Annotated in this window: 15 protein-coding genes; 3 read left to right on the forward strand and 12 right to left on the reverse strand. The window is 60.2% G+C overall.

Annotated features, from left to right (window positions below; all coding sequences use genetic code 11):
• Positions 1-140: 140 nt before the first annotated feature.
• The 4 genes from rlmC to AB8C10_RS00270 all read right to left on the reverse strand — a co-directional run bounded on the left by rlmC (position 141) and on the right by AB8C10_RS00270 (position 4,725).
• A complete protein-coding gene (gene rlmC / locus AB8C10_RS00255; protein WP_368866462.1) occupies positions 141-1,274 on the reverse strand; it encodes a 23S rRNA (uracil(747)-C(5))-methyltransferase RlmC in 1,134 nt (377 codons plus the stop codon).
• 333 nt (positions 1,275-1,607) lie between these two features.
• Positions 1,608-3,230 (reverse strand): chaperonin GroEL, encoded by a 1,623-nt coding sequence (gene groL, locus AB8C10_RS00260; protein ID WP_070633686.1) that lies wholly within the window; start codon positions 3,228-3,230, stop codon positions 1,608-1,610.
• Positions 3,231-3,580: 350 nt separating this feature from the next.
• Complete coding sequence (locus AB8C10_RS00265; RefSeq protein WP_368866463.1) at positions 3,581-4,153, reverse strand: LytR C-terminal domain-containing protein; 573 nt, start codon at positions 4,151-4,153, stop codon at positions 3,581-3,583.
• Positions 4,154-4,425: 272 nt separating this feature from the next.
• Positions 4,426-4,725, reverse strand: a complete 300-nt coding sequence (locus AB8C10_RS00270) for a DUF3263 domain-containing protein (protein ID WP_368866464.1) — start codon at positions 4,723-4,725, stop codon at positions 4,426-4,428.
• A 157-nt stretch (positions 4,726-4,882) separates the two neighbouring features.
• Here AB8C10_RS00270 and AB8C10_RS00275 point away from each other — a divergent pair, with 157 nt between their 5' ends.
• Positions 4,883-5,554 (forward strand): uracil-DNA glycosylase, encoded by a 672-nt coding sequence (locus AB8C10_RS00275; protein WP_368866465.1) that lies wholly within the window; start codon positions 4,883-4,885, stop codon positions 5,552-5,554.
• Positions 5,555-5,692: 138 nt separating this feature from the next.
• Here the strand turns inward: AB8C10_RS00275 and AB8C10_RS00280 are convergent, their stop codons facing one another.
• From AB8C10_RS00280 to AB8C10_RS00315, 8 genes are all read right to left on the reverse strand, one after another.
• Complete coding sequence (locus AB8C10_RS00280; RefSeq protein ID WP_368866466.1) at positions 5,693-7,840, reverse strand: threonine/serine exporter ThrE family protein; 2,148 nt, start codon at positions 7,838-7,840, stop codon at positions 5,693-5,695.
• Positions 7,841-8,255: 415 nt separating this feature from the next.
• Positions 8,256-8,534: an HPr family phosphocarrier protein gene (locus AB8C10_RS00285; RefSeq protein ID WP_005504506.1), complete on the reverse strand. Its 279-nt coding sequence runs from the start codon at positions 8,532-8,534 to the stop codon at positions 8,256-8,258.
• 235 nt (positions 8,535-8,769) lie between these two features.
• Entirely contained in the window at positions 8,770-10,464 is a 1,695-nt protein-coding gene (gene ptsP, locus AB8C10_RS00290) for a phosphoenolpyruvate--protein phosphotransferase (protein ID WP_368866467.1), read from the reverse strand.
• Positions 10,465-10,563: 99 nt separating this feature from the next.
• A complete protein-coding gene (locus AB8C10_RS00295; protein WP_368866468.1) occupies positions 10,564-12,570 on the reverse strand; it encodes a fructose-specific PTS transporter subunit EIIC in 2,007 nt (668 codons plus the stop codon).
• Positions 12,571-12,761: 191 nt separating this feature from the next.
• Complete coding sequence (locus tag AB8C10_RS00300) at positions 12,762-13,712, reverse strand: 1-phosphofructokinase family hexose kinase (protein WP_005508167.1); 951 nt, start codon at positions 13,710-13,712, stop codon at positions 12,762-12,764.
• Complete coding sequence (locus tag AB8C10_RS00305) at positions 13,712-14,503, reverse strand: DeoR/GlpR family DNA-binding transcription regulator (RefSeq protein ID WP_005504500.1); 792 nt, start codon at positions 14,501-14,503, stop codon at positions 13,712-13,714. Before AB8C10_RS00305 ends, AB8C10_RS00300 begins: the two co-directional genes overlap by 1 nt.
• 420 nt (positions 14,504-14,923) lie before the next feature.
• A complete protein-coding gene (locus AB8C10_RS00310; RefSeq protein WP_005504497.1) occupies positions 14,924-15,388 on the reverse strand; it encodes a VanZ family protein in 465 nt (154 codons plus the stop codon).
• The gene (locus AB8C10_RS00315) at positions 15,378-16,667 is read right to left on the reverse strand and encodes a histidine phosphatase family protein (protein WP_368866469.1); all 1,290 of its coding nucleotides are present in this window, start codon (positions 16,665-16,667) and stop codon (positions 15,378-15,380) included. The genes AB8C10_RS00310 and AB8C10_RS00315 overlap by 11 nt, the downstream gene beginning before the upstream one ends.
• Positions 16,668-16,895: 228 nt before the next feature.
• Between AB8C10_RS00315 and AB8C10_RS00320 the strand changes: the two genes are divergently transcribed.
• The gene (locus AB8C10_RS00320; RefSeq protein WP_368866470.1) at positions 16,896-17,879 is read left to right on the forward strand and encodes an ABC transporter ATP-binding protein; all 984 of its coding nucleotides are present in this window, start codon (positions 16,896-16,898) and stop codon (positions 17,877-17,879) included.
• Positions 17,879-19,300: an ABC transporter permease gene (locus tag AB8C10_RS00325; protein ID WP_368866471.1), complete on the forward strand. Its 1,422-nt coding sequence runs from the start codon at positions 17,879-17,881 to the stop codon at positions 19,298-19,300. Before AB8C10_RS00320 ends, AB8C10_RS00325 begins: the two co-directional genes overlap by 1 nt.
• Positions 19,301-19,470: the final 170 nt, after the last annotated feature.

The raw sequence follows: 19,470 nt of genomic DNA on the forward strand, positions 1-19,470 counted from the left end.
ATAACACCGCGAGCAGGTGATTTTTGGCCGAGCATGCAGGAAAAATACTACCTGCTCGGCCAAAAATCACCTGCTCGCGCCCTAGTGTTATGTATCTGCTCGCGGACTTGGGATAGGAATGAGCGCTTGACCCGAGAAACCTACCCGCGCTTCAGCAACGTCATAACCTCGTAGTGGTCCGTATGCGGGAACATGTCCAGCACACGGCCCTGCACCGGCGCATACGACGGCATACGCTCCAGGTCCTTCGCCAGGGTCACCGCGTTACAGCTCGAATACACCACGCGGTCAATACCCGAACCCTCAATCCACGCGCACAGGCTCTCACCAATACCGCGGCGCGGCGGGTTCACCACCAGCATCTGCGGCACCGTGCCCGAAGATACCGCGAACTCCGGCGCGTCCTGCGCCGAAAAGTCCACGCCCTCCAGCCCGTACTCAGCCACAGTGCGCTGCGCCGAGGCGACCGCCTCCGCGCTAATCTCAATGCCGGTTACCGAGCCGCCCTCCATCACCGAGGCGGCGTGCAGGGCAAAACCGCCCACGCCACAGTACAGGTCCCACAGCGAGCGCGGAGCCACCTCACGCACCCACTCACGGCCCTGCGCGTACATCGCCTCAGCGACTTTCGTGTTCGTCTGGAAGAAGCTCTGCGGACGCAGATGCAGTGTCAGGTCGTTCACCTGCATCGGCAGGGTCTGACGCTCCGAGAGGATAATCTCCTCATCACCCTCAACACGCGCCACCGGCTCACGCAGCAGGTTCACCGAGAGCACCGCCAGATTCGGCAGCTGCTCCTGCAGCCAGTCCATTTGGCGGCGAATCGGCACCAGAAGTTTCTTCGAACGCAGCACGAAACGCACCATCAGCTCACCCGCCGCCGAAGCGGTCACCAGAATATTCTTCAGCTCACCGCGACGATTCGGAATATCATAGGGGGTCAGGTCCGCGCGCTGAATCAGCTCACGCAGCACCGGAATAGCAGCCTGAATCGGCTCCATATAGAGCGGGCATTCGCCAAGATCAGTGGAGGCACCCGTGCGGTAATCCACGATGCCGAGGGTCGGGTTCTTCGCCGAACCGCCCACCACGAGCTTCGCCTTATTGCGGAAACCCGCCTCTGCGCTGGTTACCGGGTCCAGCCACTGCAGCTGCGGGTACGCGGCAAGCAGGGCGCGGGCGTGCTCCTGCTTCGCCTGCACCTGCGCGGTGTAGGCGGTCTCAATGCTGGGGCAGGAGGAGCAGAGGTCTTCACGAAAATAGGCACATTCCATAGGGGCACCATTTTACCGCCTCCACCGGCAGGCACACCGCCGACCCATCAAAGACGCAGGACGCTCAGCTACAAATAAGCACACAAAAGCGGGGGCGGCCACCCATCGTGGGTAGCTGCCCCCGCCTCATACGGATGCGGTGGGATTATGCCGGGTTAGCTTCCAGCGGCATCTCACCACCGAAGGTCACTTCGTGCCCTTTGGATTCCATAACTTTTTGCCCCATCAGGGACAAAAAGTTATGGTTTGAGTACCAGCGTCAGGTCACCACCGTGTCACGCTTCGCGTGCCACGGATTCCGTAGAAATTTACCCCATCAGGGATAAATTTCTACTACATCATGCCGCCCATTGCGTCCGCACCGGGAGCAGCCGCGCCAGCGGGCTCCGGCTTGTTCGCAACAACAGCCTCAGTGGTCAGGAACAGACCAGCAATCGACGCAGCGTTCTGCAGAGCCGAACGGGTCACCTTCACCGGGTCAGCAATACCGGCAGCCATCAGGTCCTCGTACTCGCCGGTTGCGGCGTTCAGGCCGGTACCTGCGGGCAGGGAGCGAACGCGGTCAACCACAACGCCCGGCTCCAGGCCAGCGTTAGAAGCAATCTGCTTCAGCGGTGCGTCAATAGCCACGCGCACAATGTTCGCGCCGGTAGCCTCGTCACCGGTCAGTTCCAGCTTGTCGAAGACCTTCACGCCGGCCTGAATCAGAGCAACGCCACCACCGGGGACGATACCCTCCTCAACAGCAGCCTTAGCGTTACGCACAGCATCCTCAATGCGGTGCTTGCGTTCCTTCAGCTCAACCTCAGTTGCGGCACCAGCCTTCAGCACAGCCACACCACCGGCGAGCTTAGCCAGGCGCTCCTGCAGCTTCTCACGGTCGTAGTCGGAGTCAGAGTTAGCGATCTCTGCGCGGATCTGAGCCACGCGGCCCTCGATAGCTGCTGCGTCGCCTGCACCCTCGATGATGGTGGTCTCGTCCTTGGTCACAACGACCTTGCGAGCGGAACCGAGCATGTCCAGGGTTGCTGCGTCCAGGGACAGGCCAACCTCTTCGGTAATGACCTGGCCACCGGTCAGGATAGCGATATCAGCCATCTGAGCCTTACGGCGGTCACCGAAGCCCGGAGCCTTCACAGCAACAGACTTGATGGAGCCGCGCATCTTGTTCAGCACCAGCAGAGCCAGAGCCTCACCCTCAACGTCCTCAGCAACAATCAGCAGCGGCTTGCCGGACTGCATGACCTTCTCCAGGACGGGAACGAGGTCCTTAACGTTCGAAATCTTCTGGTTCACAACCAGGATGTAGGGGTCCTCCAGGACTGCTTCCTGACGCTCCGGGTCGGTCACAAAGTAACCGGACAGGAAGCCCTTGTCGAAGCGCATACCCTCGGTCAGCTCCAGGTGCAGACCGAAAGTGTTGGAGTCCTCAACGGTGATGACGCCTTCCTTGCCGACCTTCTCCATTGCCTCAGCAATGAGCTTGCCGATCTCAGCGTCGCCAGCGGAAATAGAAGCGGTTGCAGCAATCTCTTCCTCAGTCTCAACTTCCTTCGCGGAGGAGAGCAGAGCCTCGGTCACAGCCTCAACAGCCTTCTCAATGCCGCGCTTGAGGCTCAGCGGGTCAGCGCCAGCAGCCACGTTGCGCAGGCCCTCGCGGACCAGTGCCTGAGCCAGAACGGTAGCGGTGGTGGTACCGTCACCTGCGATGTCGTCAGTCTTCTTAGCAACTTCCTTGACGAGCTCCGCACCAATCTTCTCGTACGGATCCTCCAGCTCGATTTCCTTCGCGATCGAGACACCGTCGTTGGTGATGGTGGGGGCGCCCCACGCCTTCTCCAGCACAACGTTGCGGCCGCGGGGGCCGAGGGTCACCTTCACTGCATCGGCGAGGGTGTTCAAACCGCGCTCAAGGCCGCGGCGTGCCTCTTCGTCAAAAGCAATGAGCTTTGCCATAAGTGTCCTCCTGAACGATAGGATATTCTCCTGCATCCCGCTGGGTTGCAGTACGTCTAAAATCGGGTCGCTACCCCTCCCCCGCGCACCCGTAACGACAACCGTGACAGGGGTGCGGGCAGAGTAGGGCGCAGAACGCCCGAATGCTACATCAATTGTGGCACCCGCACCGGCGTGGAGCAAACGTTTAAGCCCAAGGTTGAAGGGTTAATCGCCCAGTGCTTAATCTGCGCTCATCAAGCCCACCAAAAGGGGCGTTAAAAGCATCAACCCCACCCGGTGCACGATTGGAATTGTACGGGTGGGGTTGAAAGAAAACTTGTAATTACAGAAGCGACGCTGGCTGGGTTTTAGCCGGTGTAATCCGACGCCAGAACCACAATCACCTCGTGGTTACCCATCTCAACGCTAGCGGTCGCCTGGCGTACCTGCGAAATATCCAGCTTCGAGGCGATGCTCTGTGCCTGCGACTGGTAGCCTTCAGCATAGTAGACCACGCTGGTTGCCGGTGCCGCACCGGTGTAGTTCGCGGTCTCGCTGATGGTGTAGCCAGTCAGCAGAGCCGCCGCACTGGAGGCGCTACCCGCCGGAGCAGACGCGTTGTAGACCGCCACAGAGATAGACTCAGCCAGGCCCGTCTTCGTGGGGCTCGCCGAAGCGGAGGCGGTAGCCGGCGCAGAAGACGCCGACGCGCTTGCGGGAGCAGAGCTGCTCTTCGCGGTGGACGCCGAGTACTGCGGGGAGGCGGTTCGCGGCGCGTACACGTACATTGCGCCGCCAATCAGCAAGCCAACCACGCCGGCGGCGACCAGGGGGATAGCACCCTTGGGGCTCTTTGCCGGGTCGACGTCAACCGCGCGGTAGGTTCCGCGGCGGGCGGTGTTCTCGTCTACCTCGTCAAATTCGTCGCGGGGGTAGCTCATTTATCCTCATTTCACGGGTCTCTGTTTACCGGCTGGTACCGCGCCGTCCTGCATGGTGCGCGGGCGCGGCAGATGAAGGTGCGGTCTTGGTGTTCTAGTACCTAGAGTACCGTCTCAATTAGCGGGAACCAACGCGAACGCCCCGCAATCGGCTGTGAAAGAGACGGACGCCGCACAGTGTTCAATCTCTACCTGAACCTGAGATGTGCGGTGCGATAGGAAAGCAACAGGGAGGCTCCAGGGCGGCGTTCAGCACGACCCTCACTCTTGCGCTAGTCAGCGTCTCGTCGGGCGCGCAGAACGTCGATAATCTGCGGTGCGGCGGCGCGTACCCGCTCATCATCCAGCATCACATTCAGGCGCTGGTAGTAGGCAATCGGGGTGAACCCTGCGGCAATAATTGCCTTCTCTTTGGAACCCTGGTGCTTGAAGCGGCGGCGTTCCACCTCAAGGATGCGCCGTTCGACCGGGGTCAGGCCGCCGGGCTGGGGCTCTGCTTCCGGCTGGGTCTCTACCTGAGCCTCCGCCTCCGCTTGGGTTTCAGTGGTTTCAGCGCGTTCTTGTTCTAGCACGTTGCCTCCTGTCTATGGTTCGCCTGCCGCGGTTGGCATCTCCTAGCGTGCGTATTCGTCATCCCCTAGTCTAGAAGAGAACCTCAGTCTAGAAGAGAAGTAACCGTAGCGCGCCCGGCACCGTGACCGCCGGAGCCGCATCAGCCCGAGGAGATTCATGAACCAGCCCCTCAGCAGCATTATGAGCGAGGATTGGGCGGCAGCCCTCGCCCCGGTCGAAGAACAGATTCACGCCATGGGTGATTTCCTGCGTGAGGAGCACGCGGCGGGTTACCGTACGTTCCCGCCTGCCGCCGATATTTTCAATGCGTTCCGCCGCCCCATGAGCCAGGTGAAGGTACTCATTATTGGTCAGGACCCCTACCCCACCCCCGGCAATGCGATGGGCCTGTCGTTCTCGGTGCATCGCGGTATGCCACTGCCTCGTTCGCTGAACAATATTTACAAGGAACTTGAGGACGATTTGGGTATCGCTCCGGCTGATCACGGCGACCTGTCCTGCTGGGCGGATGAGGGCGTTATGCTGCTCAACAGGGTGTTGACCGTGCGCGAGTCGGATGCGGGTTCGCACCGCGGCAAGGGCTGGGAGGAGATTACCGAGTGCGCTATTCGCGCCCTGGTGGCGCGTAACCAGCCGCTGGTTGGTCTGCTGTGGGGTGCGGATGCGCGCAAGTGCGCACCCATGCTGCAACCGTACCCGAGCGTGGAGTCGGCGCATCCTTCGCCGCTGTCTGCTCGTCGTGGTTTCTTTGGTTCCCGCCCGTTCTCGACCGTGAATTCTTTGCTGGTGCAGCAGGGTGCTGAGCCGGTGGATTGGACGGTCCGCTAGGCACAATACGAGAGCCTGCGCAAGACCCAGTACAAGGGCATAGTGAAGGGGCGGTAGCCGCGAGTTGAACTCGTAAGCTACCGCCCCTTTCACACACCCAATATATGCAATATTGGCTATATTCCCTTGAAAATAGGGTTAAGACTCTACAGTCTCTGCCGGTTCCACATTCCGCGGAGTCGTAAAATGCTGCAGCGCATACTGCATCGTGTAATTACCCAACGCAACACCCGAAGCCATCGCCACCACAATCGAAACTGCCGTAATCATGTTCTGCATACCCAGAATCACGTCCGTCTCAACCGTCAGCAGATACATGCCGCGGAAGAACGACAGACCCGGTAGCAAGAACGTAATCGCAGGAATCGAGAAAATCGCCTGAGGCACATGCAGACGGTACGCAAAATACGTGCTCAACGCACCAATCACAACCGCCGCACACGCCGTCGGGCCGCGACCGGTACTCGGGCCAGCCAGCAGCTCATAGCTGTAATACGCCGCCAGGCCGCAGCCCGTAATGACCATCAGCCAGCCGACCTTCACCAGCTTCGTCTGCAGGGTAATCGCAAAGGTCGCAATCGCCACCAGGAAGAAGAACGACGCCACCAGCGGGGTCGTCGGCTCAAAACGCAACTGCTCAATATCCAGGGTCGGGCCGTTGAAAATATTAATCGCGCTCACCGCGGTCGCAATACCAACCACCAGGCCCAAGAAGCTCATACCCGTGGACACGAAACGACCCGCAGCCGTCACCGGGAAGCCGTTAATCGCATCCTGCACAGCACCCACCAGACGCGGAGTCGGCAAGAACATAATCATGCCCGCCGCCACCACCAGGGGCGCAGAAATCGGCTCACCCTGGCGCTGAAGCACCGAAAGAATCGACCCTTCACCACCCAGCCAAATCGCCAAGAAGGTCATCAGACCCGCACTGGCCGCCATGCGGAAGAACGCCGGAATACCAATCGAACTCAACCACTGAATCAGCAGGTACACGGGAATAAAGATAATCGCCGCACTCAACGCCGTCGCAAAGCTCGCACCCAGCGCCGCCGTCAGGGTTCCGGCACACACCAGGTTCGCCAGCCACACCACCAAAGGCGGGAACGGCTTGGGGCGGTGGGTAATCTGGTTCAGCTTCAGGTCAGCCATTTCCAGGGTCATACCGCCGCGAGTGATCTTATAAATTAGGCCGTACACCTCAGAAAGCGCCTCATAGTTCTCCGTGGAGGAACGCACCACACGCACCAGGGTGTGGGTAAAACGCTCGTCTGCGTTCGCATTGCGCTTGGCGATGCGGGACTCCATGTAAATATCGGGGTCCGAGGTGTAGTTGATGGTCACCGACTGGTTCGTGATGTCGACTTCAACCGAGTCCAGCCCGTACGCCGAAGACACCGCAATAATCGCCGAGTCCACGTCCATAGCGTCCGCGCCGTAGTGGAACATCGCCTCCGCCAGACGCAGGGTGAAGTTCAGCGTATCGCGGGCGTACTCCTTCTCACGGCGGAACGCCTCACGTCGCTCATGCTCCTCAGAGCGAATAGTCGGCACGAACTGGCGCTGAGCAATGCGCTGGGCACCGCGCGGGGCGGCGGGTGCCGCCTCCTCAGTGCGCACAAAAGAGCGGAGGCGACGCGAACCCCAGCGGCCGCCGCTACCGCGCCCCGAGAGGCCACGAGAGCCTCCATCGACCAGCGGCACGGAGGTGGTGGGCATCGAGACGGGCCCGGTCTTCGGCATTGCGGCAGGATCCGCACCGAAGCGTCGGGCTGCGTGAGAGTTCGGCACCTGCGGAATCATACCGGTCATGGGCACCGGCTGGGAGGGTCGGGTCAGCGCCTCCTCGGTCACCATATTGCTGGAGGTGGTAGGGTGCGGGTCCTCGCGGTAAGCGTCCAAGCCGTCATCTTCAGGTACGAGGGAGGGGTCAATGACGGTTCGCGTACCGTGGCCGTTAGAGCTCAGCTCGGGGTCGCCGGCGGGGTCTACCTCCTGCGCAGGGATGCCCATGTCCGCGGCTGCTACTTGGAGTACTTCGCTGACAGCTTCCGCTGCGACGGTACCCTCCTGAGCCTTCGCGGCAGGGGCCTGCTGAGCCAACACGCGGCGCAATTTCTCGTCGGTAACCTGGTCTAGTGAAACCAGGGGAAAACCGCGCTTACCGGCAATATAGCCCGCGGTAGTGTTCTGCTCGCTTCCTTCCGTTGCGGCAGTGTTTGCTTCGCCTGCATGCGGAGCTTCCCGCGAGGTGAAGGTCGCGGGGGTGTTCCTCGATTCTGCCAATGTCCCTCCCAGATAGACAGTGCCTTTTTAGTCTAACAAGGGCGCGATTCTGCGGTAGCACCGGGGAGCAAAAATACTGTTTTTCTAGGTGTTGTTTTCTGCACTAAAGGCACCATGAGTGACCTGCGTTGGATAGCTTCATTGATATGAAGAAAAAGCGGGGTCACTACTGTACAGAAGATATTTTGGGAGATATTTTTAGAGCTATTTCCGAGGGAAAATAAAGGTTATATATACATTAAGATTTAGCGGGGAAATATTCCCCCGGGCCACACTTACAACTCAATAAAAAATGAATTATTCATAATAAAAAAATATCCCGCCACCGAAGTGACGGGATATTCACGCTTTAAGGCTGTAGCCTTCACAGCATCTGAAGCGCACCGCTCGCGGTCACCTCAGAGGCGAAAGTCAATTACTCAGCGTCGTGGTCGGTCTCGAGGATCTTAACCAGCGAGTCCAGAGCCTCTTCAGCACCTTCGCCCTCAGCGCGCAGGACAACAACGTCGCCGTGCTTTGCACCCAGGGACATCAGGGACAGAATCGATGCAGCGTCCATAGCCTCATCTGCGGGCTCGCCCTTAGCTGCGATGGTGACCTCGACGGGGAGGTCGCCAGCTGCCTCAGCGAAGATAGCTGCCGGACGTGCGTGCAGGCCAACACGGCTTGCAATAGTGGCTTCGCGCTCTGCCATTATGTTTCTCCTTTGATCAAGGAACCGAAAATATATCAGTACCTATTCTAAATGAACGGGGCGCTTCAGGACCCGCCCTTACTCTATAAATTGTACCGTTCAGCCATACGCTAACAAGTACAAAAAATGCCGGATGCAGAAATAAAACTCTGCACCCGGCATTTTTATGGACCCGGGCACCGCCTAGCACACCCCGCCAAGGGACGGCAGGCAGAACCCGGAATCGTTTTAAGGCTTAGAGGCCCAGCTCGTCCAGAATCGGCAGAGCCTTGCGTGCGCTCTCCTTCGCCTCAGCAGAAGAAATCTGCTGCAGAGCGATAGCCGCAATCTGCTGTGCCTTCTCCTTGGTCACGGACTTCAGAACCGCAGCCACAGCGGGGATAGCGCCAGCGTTCATGGACAGGGTGTCAACGCCCAGACCAATCAGAACAACAGCCAGAGCCGGGTCAGCCGCAGCCTCACCACAGACGCTCACGTACTTCTTCTTACCCGCGGTGACCGATGCACGCTGAGCACCCTCAACGGTCATCTTGATCATCTTCAGCACTGCAGGCTGCCAGGGGTTGTTCAGGTGCGCCAGGTCGCCCAGCAGACGGTCAGCCGCCATGGTGTACTGGGTCAGGTCGTTGGTGCCGATGGACACGAAGTCGACCTCGCCCAGGATAGCCTCAGCGTTCATCACAGCTGCGGGGGTCTCAACCATCACACCGTGAACGGGCAGGCCAATCTCCTTGAGCATGTTCGCGAAGTTGCGAGCCTCGGAGGTGGTCGAAATCATCGGAGCCATAACCCAGATGTCAGCGTCGGAATCCTCAGACGCAAGCTTAATAGCCTCCAGCTGGCGGGTCAGAACGCCCGGAACGGTCCAGTCGGTACGGAAACCACGAACACCCAGTGCGGGGTTCTCTTCGGGGTTCACGTTCAGGAACGGCAGGGGCTTATCAGCGCCAGCGTCCAGGGTACGAACCACGATGTGCTTGCCGGGGAATGCGTCAAACACGGACTTGTAGGTCTTAGCCTGAGTCTCGATGGAGGGCTCAGCGTCGTGGCCCAGGAAGCCGAACTCGGTGCGGAGCAGGCCAACACCCTCAGCCTTCAGGCTTGCAGCCTTCTCAGCGGACTTACCGTCACCAACGTTTGCGTACAGCTCAACGCGGGTGCCATCAGCCAGCACGCCCTTGCCGTCGAAGTCAGCGACGGGCTTGCGGTTTGCGTACTTGATAGCTGCCTCGCGGTCAGCGTCGGTGGGCTCAGTGTCAACGATGCCCTCGTTGGAGTCAATGTACACGATGGTGCCGTCAGCAATATCGGTCACGCCCTTAGCCGCCACAATAGCGGGCAGGCCCAGGCCGCGAGCCAGAATAGCGGTGTGCGCCTGGGGACCACCGTCAGAGGTAATCAGGGCGATAACCTTCTCGGGGTCCAGGGTCGCGGTATCAGCCGGTGCCAGGTCAATAGCAGCCAGGATGAACGGCTCGTCAGAGACGGGGATGCCGGGAGCCTGCTGGCCGGTCAGCTCAGCAACAATGCGGGCACGCACGTCGTGAATGTCGGTCACGCGCTCAGCCATGTAGCCGCCCAGAGCAGCCATCTGGTCAGCGAAGGAGGTTGCAGCCTCCCAGATTGCGCGCTCGGGAGCCATCTCCTGGGTCTCAACCAGCTTGATAGCGCTCTTGATGAGTGCACGGTCGGTAGCCATCTGAGAGGTGGACTTCAGAACAGCCTTGCCGTCGCGGCCTGCGTTCTCTGCGCGAGCGAGCAGGTCTTCCTTCACGCGGACCGAAGCGTCCTTGATGCGCTGTGCGGCTGCCTCGGCGGTCTCGCCGCTCAGACGCAGACCGTCCTTGGGTTCCTCGATGGGCTTAGGCATCTGAAGAACGGGGCCAATAACGCGGCCGGCGTATACGCCGACGCCCTTGTAGGTAGTCATAAATTCATGTCCTATCTGTGGTTTGTCTACAGTGTAACGTGTTTTTTCACGCTCACGCCTGCAAACAGACGATCAAATGAAGGTGAGGTTATACGGCCTTTATGCGGATGCCTTAGAACGGGCACCCACAGACTTCAGCACCACATATACCAGTGCCGAAACAACGGTACCGGCAACAACAGCCACCAGGAACATCAGGGGGTTCTGTGCCAGACCGATAATCCAAATACCACCGTGCGGAGCCGGGGAAGCAACATGAGCGCTCATCGAAATAGCGCCAGCAAGAGCACCACCAACAATGGTCGAAGGAATCACGCGAGCCGGATCAGCCGAAGCGAAGGGAATAGCACCCTCAGAGATGAAGGATGCACCCAGCAGCCACGCAGCCTTACCGTTCTCACGCTCGTTCTCGTTGAACAGCTTGGGGCGCAGGGTGGTCGCCAGAGCCATAGCCAGCGGCGGAACCATACCGGAGATGATGACGGCAGCCATGATTTCCTGGTTCACGGTCGCGCCCGAGGACAGGCCGGCGGTTGCGAAGAGGTAAGCAGCCTTGTTGATGGGGCCACCCAGGTCAGAAGCCATCATTGCGCCCAGGATCAGACCCAGCACCAGGGCAGAACCACCAGACATGGAGGTCAGCCAATCCTGCAGGGTGGTCATCACCCAAGCCAGGGGCGCACCGAGCAGCAGGTACATCGCCAGACCGGCAACCAGCGAAGTCACCAGCGGGGTAACGACCACGGGCATCATCGAGCCGAGCCAGCGGGGCAGCTTCAAGGTGCCCAGAGCGTACGCAATCAGACCGGCGAGAATACCGCCAACGATACCGCCGAGGAAGCCCGCGTTCACCGCAAGAGCCACCGAACCGGCAATGAAGCCCGGAGCGATACCGGGACGCTGAGCCAAACCGTACGCAATGTACGCGGCAAGAGCCGGAACCATCAGGCTCAGACCGAAACCACCAATGGTCTGCAGAACAGCACCCAGGTACAGGGTCCAGTGCACATCACCGAGGTTGAACAGGGTTGCCGATTCGAGAATCGCCTTGGTGTTCACATCGCCGAGGTTCGGCATGGTGATTGCCTCGAACACGAAGCCCAGGGCGACCAGAATACCGCCGGCAGCAACGAACGGAATCATGTAAGAGATACCGGTCATCACGGCCTTGTAGATGCGGGAGCCCCAAGCGCCTTCGGTGGCGCCTGCACTGTCCTCACCGCTGGATGCGGCAGCGGCAACTCGCGCACCGTTGGGGTTCTCAGCCTCAGCCAGAGCCTCCGCAATCATTTCCTTAGGCTCGTCAATACCGCGCTTGACGGGAGACTCAATAAAGGGCTTACCTGCGAAGCGGTTACGCTCACGCACGTTCACGGACACCGCGAAAATCACGGCGTCTGCGGCGTCAATATCAGCCTGAGTCAGCTTCTCATTACCCGAGGAGCCCTGAGTCTCAACCTTCAGGTCGTAGCCGAGCTCTTCAGCAGCGTACTTGAGGGCGTCCGCAGCCATGTAGGTGTGAGCGATACCGGTGGGGCATGCGGTCACAGCAACAATCTTCTTCACCGGAGCCGAAGCAGCGGGGGTTTCCTGAGCGGAGGCGGCAGGTGCGGCGGGTGCAGCCTCGGAGGGCTTGGCCTCTGCCTTCTTCTCGCCCACGCCGAGCGCACCGTTGACCAGCTCAACAATCTCTTCAGCCGAGGAGGCTTCGCGCAGGGACGCAGTGAAGCTCTTCTTCATCAGGGAGCGTGCCAGGGTGGAGAGCAGCTTCAGGTGAGCCTGGTCAGCGCCATCGGGTGCAGCAATGAAGAAAATCAGGTCGGCGGGGCCGTCCTTTGCACCGAAGGAAACTGCCGGGTTGGGGCGTGCCATTGCCAGAGTCGGCTCGGTGACGGCGGCGCTACGGCAGTGCGGAATCGCAATACCGCCGGGGATACCGGTGTCGGTCTTGGATTCGCGTGCCTCGGCAGCCGCGTAGAGCTGATCGAAGTCGGTAGCGCGTCCGGCATTTACGACTGCCTGGGCGAGCTTGGCAATTACGTCGAATCGGGTCTCGCCGAGGTTCTCGTCCAGCAGGACGAGATCTGCGGTGATCAGATCAGACATATTCCCTCCTCGGGTATGTGTTGGGGCGGGGATTCGCTCAGCGGTACCGGGCTTCTCCCCTATATGAGTTCAAAGTGTGCGCAGTGTGTGTTGAGTGTGCAGCGTGCGGATATGTGTGTACATATGCGCACAGCACCCCAGCTTATATTCTCTTCTGAGAATAAAAGCTGGAGGTGCGAAAACAGCCCGAATTAGAGCTGCAGCTGACGAACAGTGACCTTCTCAGGAGTGGTCTGCTCCAGCGAAGGCATACGGGTACCGGGCAGAGCAGCAGCAGCCGAACCGTGAGCTACCGCCTGAACCAGGCAACCGGGGGCATCCTCACCACGAGTATGAGCAATCAAGAAACCGGACAGCGACGAGTCACCGGCACCCACAGTGCTACGAACCTGAATCGGCTCGTGCACAGCATGCCAGATACCCTGCTCAGTGACCAGCACTGCACCGCCGCCGCCGAGGGTGGCAAGCACGTACTCGATGCCGTCGCCGAGCAGCTTCTGGGCGGTGCGGGCGGTCAGCTCGGGGCTAGCCTCCAGCTCCTCCCAGTTATCGCTACCGGTCAGCTGAGCCAGCTCCTCCGAGTTGGGCTTAATCAGGGTGGGCTTGTGCTCACCGGCGACGGTCGCAATCAGCGGTGCCTCAGAGGTATCAATAGCAATCTTGCCCTCGTAGCCGGAGGCGCGCAGTGCCGCAACCAGCTCGGAGTAGTAGGTCGGTTCCAGACCCGGAGGCAGCGAACCAGCCAAAACCACCCAGTCGGCACCCTTGGAACGCTCAACCACCAGCTCGTCCAGCTTCTGACGCAGTTCAGCATCAAAAACGGTGCCGGGGGCGTTCAGCTTGGTGGTGGTGCCATCCGGGTCAACCACGGTGATGTTCGAGCGAATTGGCTCACCGGTGGGCAGGTTAGCGAACTCGACGTCCACAGCCTGCAGTGCGGTCAGCACCGGGTCGGTGGCTTCACCGGGCACAATGGCGAGGGTCGGCACGCCGGAAACCTGCAGGGCGCGGGAAATATTCACGCCCTTGCCACCGGGATCCTGTACGGCACCGACAGCACGCTGCACGGCACCGTGGGCCAGGGGCGCACCGAGTTCAATGGTGCGGTCCAGGCTGGGGTTTGCGGTCAGAGTAATAATCATTAGGCAATCACAATCTCAACGTTTGCGGCCTCAAGTGCCTGACGGAGGGCACCTTCGGGCTCGCGATCGGTAATGAGGGTGTCAATATCCTCAAATCCAGCGAAGCGGACCAGGGATTCCTGACCGAACTTCGCGGAGTCACAGAGCAAGACCACGCGGCGGGCTGCCTTGCAAATTGCGGTCTTGACGATGGCTTCGTTCATGCCGGGGGTGGAGATGCCGAAGTGGGCTTCAATACCGTTGGCACCAATGAAAGCAATATCGGGGCGCATGGTGCCGAAGTGCTCTGCGGCGCGTGCACCAACAGCAGCCCAGGTCATCTTGCGCAGCTGGCCGCCAACCAGCTCAAGGGTCACGCCTTCGGCTTCGGCGAGCTTAACTGCAATGTGCAGTGCGTGGGTGATGACGATGCGGTCATTGCCGGTCTTGAGGCTGAAGTTTTCGGCGCCGATGTGGTCGGCGAGAATTTCGATGGTGGAGCCTGCGTCCAGGACGATGGAGCCCGCCTCGGAGTCGCGCAGCATCTGGTATGCCTTGGTGGCAATACGGCGCTTTTCAGGAGTGTTCATGCCCTGTCGGGAGGAGATGGAGGACTCCAGGGAGGTGGACTGCTCAATGGTGACAGCACCACCGTGGACACGGCGGAGCTTACCTGCTTCTTCCAGTGCGGCGAGGTCACGACGCACGGTCTCCATGGTCACATCGTAACGGCGCGCAAGGTCAGCGCCGTTGACACGACGTGCGGAGGCAACAAGCTTTGCAATTTCGGCACGGCGTTCTTCTGCGAACATAAATCTGGTGTTCCTTTGGGCTAGTGGGAGGAAATCTGTGCGTTCTTTTCTGCGTTCTGCTCGGCTTTCAGGACCGTGAGAGACATGGTTTCAGCGAACCGACAGAACGCTTTAGGGTAATACTTGATTTTATGTGGGTTTTTGTGGGCAAGTCAATATAAAACGCTGTATTTACTGGAATATTACCCGATTGTTCCCTACCGAAACCACACCTATTTGCGAGCTGTTGCCTGTTTATGTCTGTTTGACCTAATGAACTGTTGGGTTTTACCTCTCCCCCACCACCCACGGTGTTGATAGGCCCCGCCAGCACACCCACAGCAGGACAAAAAGTGGAGGCGCCAGCTCCGAAAACCCTCGGAACCGGCGCCTCCACCAGCAGAACATATGCAATTAATGCGCGCTTATTTGGGTACTCGTTTACTTGCCCTTGCGTTCGCGACGCACGCGACGCCAACGATGCACGCCCAAAGCACCCGCCGCACCCAGCAGGGCACCCGAACCGTTCATCAGCACATCCACCGGGTCGCCGGTGCGATCAGGCATGAAACTCTGAATCGTCTCAATGCAGGCGCTGACCAAAAATCCCGAGTACAGCACGTGCGGGCGAGCCTTCGGTTTGAGCAGCAGGGCGAAAAGAAAACCGCCCGGAATGAACATGATGACGTTCGAGAGCTGCTCGATGCTCGAATAGGTGATGAACGCAGGCAACCAACCTTCGGCGTGACCGGTATCCAGCAGCTGCGCCAGGCGGCCGCCCATCTCGTTATCGTCCACGTGCACGGGGGCGAACACGATACTCGCCACCACCGCGCAGTACAGCGCCGTGACGGGCCAGAGAATCAGCCGCCACACGCGAGCGCCAGACCAACCCTTACCAAACAAGGCGACCCACCTCGTCAAACTGCTTGGTCGAATCCCACGCGAACAGGCCGGGTACGTCAATCGTGAGCGGTTCGGCGTTCGGCACGGTCACGGTCCATTCTTCACCGGCTGCTGCGGAGAGGGCGCGGCGAATGAAGCTGCCGTGGCTGACGGCGATAATCTTCTGGTCGCCCGAGGCTTCAGAGAGTTCACGCACGATATTGCGCAGGGTACGCACCGCACGAATGTACACGTCACGCTCGGATTCCACGTTCGGGTAGTAGCGTTCGGGGGCGCGGCGTTCGGGGGAGGGAATGTCCAGGCCCTCGCCGGCACCGTAGGCGCGTTCCACCAGCTCGGGGTAGGTCTTGTGCACCTGCAGGTCGAAGTGCTCACCGACCAGCTGCGCGGTCTCGTGGGCGCGGGAGAGCGGCGAGGACACCAGCACGGTGAACTCCAGGCCCATGTCGGCGAGCTTCTTGCCGGTGGTGCGTGCCTGATCGCGGCCGGTGTCGTTGAGCGGAATGTCGGTGATGCCCTGCATCAGGTTCGCCTTGTTCCAGTCGGTCTGGCCGTGACGGATCAGGGTGAGGGTCGTGTTCTCGGCGCCCGCCGGTACTTCCTCGGGGCTCAGCTCGGGCTCTAGGTGCTGCACAACCAGGCGGTCGATCGCGTCGTCCAGGTACTGCAGGGGCACCTCGGTCAGGGAGGCGTTCACCGGGATCGGGTAGATGCCGTCCTCGTTAAGCAGTTCGGGGTGGCGTTCAGCGACCAGGGCGGTCATGGTCATGGCAATCAGCATGCCGTGCGCGGCGACCACAACGGTCTGACCCTCGTATTCGCGGCGGACGCGGTTCAGTGCCGCGAGGGAGCGGGCGAGGAAGTCCTTCTTCGGTTCCACATTGAAAGCATTGTTGGACTGGCGGGAGGCGAGAATCAGCTCGCGGGTCGCAATCTGACCCTCCAGGTCGCCGAAGGAACGTTCCTGGAAGCCGTCAATGGCACCGCGGTAGGGTACGCCCAGGCCTTCGGCTACGATTTCGGCGCTTTCTACGGCGCGGGAAAGGGGCGAGGAGACGATAGCGTCCACGGTGGTGCCCTCAGCTGCTGCCTGTTGCAGGGCGCCGATAGCGGTGCGGACCTGCTCCCTGCCGGTGTCGTTGAGGGGGATGTCGGTGCCGCCCTGGAAGCGGTGGTCAATGTTCCAGTCGGTCTGACCGTGGCGTAGGAAGATGATGCGGGTTCCTGCTTCGGGGTCGGCTACCGGAGTGATGATGGGGGTGTTCTGTGCGTCGGTCATCCTTCTAGTATGGCATTGCCCCCGCGCAGTTCAAGGGGGCAAGAGGCGTATTCTCTCATGAAGCGCACTCATACCGCGGTATGACCTGCGGAGCGGTTGAGCGCCCGGTGGGGCGAATTTTTTCAGGGTATTCCCATATTTTTCAGCCCTCAGACGGAGGGGTGAGCCGTCGAGAAGCTGAGATGATAGAAGGGTACTTCCGTTAGTTCATACCCAATGAAGGTTGTCATGACGCAGAATCCTCAATCTCAGAACCCGCAGTTCCAGGCTCAGAACCCGTACTCAATGACCCCTCCGCAGGCGGCGCAGCCTGCCGGTCAGTATTCCGCTCAGCCCGGTCAGCCTAACCAGCAGAGCCAGGCAGGTTATTACCAGTCTCAGCCGGGCTACCCCGCTCAGGCGCCCCAGGCTCCTCAGCAGGTGCAGCAGGCGCCCTTCGCACGCGGCGCGATTATTTCTGCCCGTAATCTGCACAAGTCGTATGGCAATAACCCGGTGCTACGTAACGTGAGCCTCGATATTTTCCCCGGCGAGTCCGTGGCGATTATGGGTCCTTCCGGTTCCGGTAAGACCACCCTGTTGCACGCGCTCTCGGGCATTATCAAGCTCGATGCCGGTTCCGTACTCTTCAATGGCCCCACCGGTCAGGTGGCGGTGGAGTCCCTCAGCGAGCGTGAGCGCACCTCTCTGCGCGCTAACTCGTTTGGTTTCGTGTTCCAGCAGGGTCTGCTGGTTCCCGAGCTGACCGCGGAGGAGAATGTTTCCCTCGCCGCGATGATTGCCGGTGTTCCCCGCCAGCAGGCGCGTTCCATTTCGGCTGATTTGCTGAACCGTCTGGGTCTGGGTCAGATGCTGGATCGCCGTATGGGTGAGATGTCCGGTGGTCAGGCTCAGCGTGTGGCGATTGCCCGCTCCCAGGTGAACGGTGCCCCCGTGACCTTTGCGGATGAGCCGACCGGTGCGCTGGATTCGAAGACCGCGCGTGAGGTGATGGCGCTACTGCTGACTATGATTCCGCAGCAGGGTAAGACTCTGCTGGTGGTTACTCACGACCCGAACGTGGCGGCGGCGTGCTCCCGCGTGGTGTACCTGCAGGACGGTCAGATTGTGAGCGATCAGCGCAATAACCAGGGCGGCGTGCCCGCACAGAACCCCGGTGCTCAGAACCTCGGCGTTCAGAATCCGGGCGCTCAGTCTCAGGCAGGTGCATAATGCAAATCTATGCTCTACTCGCCAAGCGAACCCTATGGAGTTCGCAGGCGATCCTTCCCGTGCTGGCTTTTGCCGCCTCCTCGGCACTGTTTTTGACGGTTGCCGGTGGTGTTCAGGCGCTGAGCACCTGGCTTGACCACGCCGCCAACGTTGACCACGAGCTGGTGAACCTGATGGGCATTCAGAAGCTCTACATGGGTTTGGCGTGGGTTGCCGCTCTGGTGCTGGTTGTTCCGCTCTTTACCCTGGGTGCTTCGGCTGCTCGTTTGAGTGCCCGCCGCCGTGACGAGCGCCTTGCGTCCCTGCGTCTAATTGGTGCCTCCACGACCCTGATTGTGGGTCTGTCGGTGGCGGATGCGCTGGTGTACTCCCTCGTGGGCTTCATCATCGGTCTGTTGCTTTACCTGGTGCTGATTTTCCCGTTCGGTGCCATGCACTTCATGAATGTTCCGCTGGGTGCTGAGAATATGCTCCTGCCGGTGAGCATGATTTTCTACTGCTTCCTGGGCTGTATGGTCCTGGCGGCTCTAAGCTCGCTCTTCGGTCTGGCGAAGGTCAGCATCAGCCCGCTGGGTGTGCGTACCCGCGCGAAGGCTGGCTCCGCAGGTTACATTGCCCTCGGTATCGGTGTTGTTCTGGTGATTGCCGTGATGATTCTGGCGTCGACCTCCACGGGCTTCAAGATGTTCTCGCCCTTCCAGGACGGCGGTGCCGATAGCGCCATGAAGAACCTGGCGATTTTCATTGCTCTGCCTGGTTTGTTGATGATGGTTGCTATCGACCTGATTGGCACCTTCCTGGTGTGGGCGTACGCAAAGATTCGTGTGCGCATGACCCAGAAGGCGTCGGTTCTGCTGGGTTACCGTGCGGTGCTGGAATCCCCGCGTGGGGCGTGGCGTCAGGTTTCGGGTGTGGCGCTGTCGACCTTCTTGGTGACCTTCTTCGGCCCCATCCTGATTCTCGCGGGTGAGATGAGCAAAGACGCGAAGCAAGCCGGTCCCGCCGCCGGCCCCTTCATGACCATCATGCAGGACATGTTCCAGGGCATGCTGCTGATGCTGTTCTTCTCGTACCTGCTGGTCACCCTCTCCGCAGTGCTAAACCAGAGCGCCGCCATTTACGAGCGCGGTTCGCTGTATTCTTCGCTGAATATGATGGGTACCCCCACGAGGCTGCTGCAGGCTTCGCGCCTGACCGTGGTCTTCGGCCCGCTGGTGCTCATCAGCGTGATTTCTGCGCTACTGGGTCTGCCGCTGACGGCGTTGATTGCGGCTCAGGGCCTTCCCGGTGAGGTTCTGGCAAAGATGTTCGGTCTGACCTTCGGCGCTATTGCGCTGGGTCTGGTGCTGGTCTACGCGGGCCTGTTGGCGACCATTCCGTTTATGCGTCAGGTGACTCATAAGCCGGTGTCCGCTCTCTAAGCTGTTTTAGCTGCTACCCTCCCGTTGCGTCCGTTCTGGATGCGGCGGGAGGGTTTCTTTATGCCTACTTATGTGCCGCGTGCTTTTGTGCCCTCACCCGGCGTGTGCCCTGCATGTTTTCTCACGCATCGTGCCACCGCTTCCATAGCCTCAAGCCCTGTGAGAGACTG

Source organism: Rothia mucilaginosa (assembly GCF_964210535.1).
GTDB classification, from domain to species: domain Bacteria; phylum Actinomycetota; class Actinomycetes; order Actinomycetales; family Micrococcaceae; genus Rothia; species Rothia mucilaginosa_F.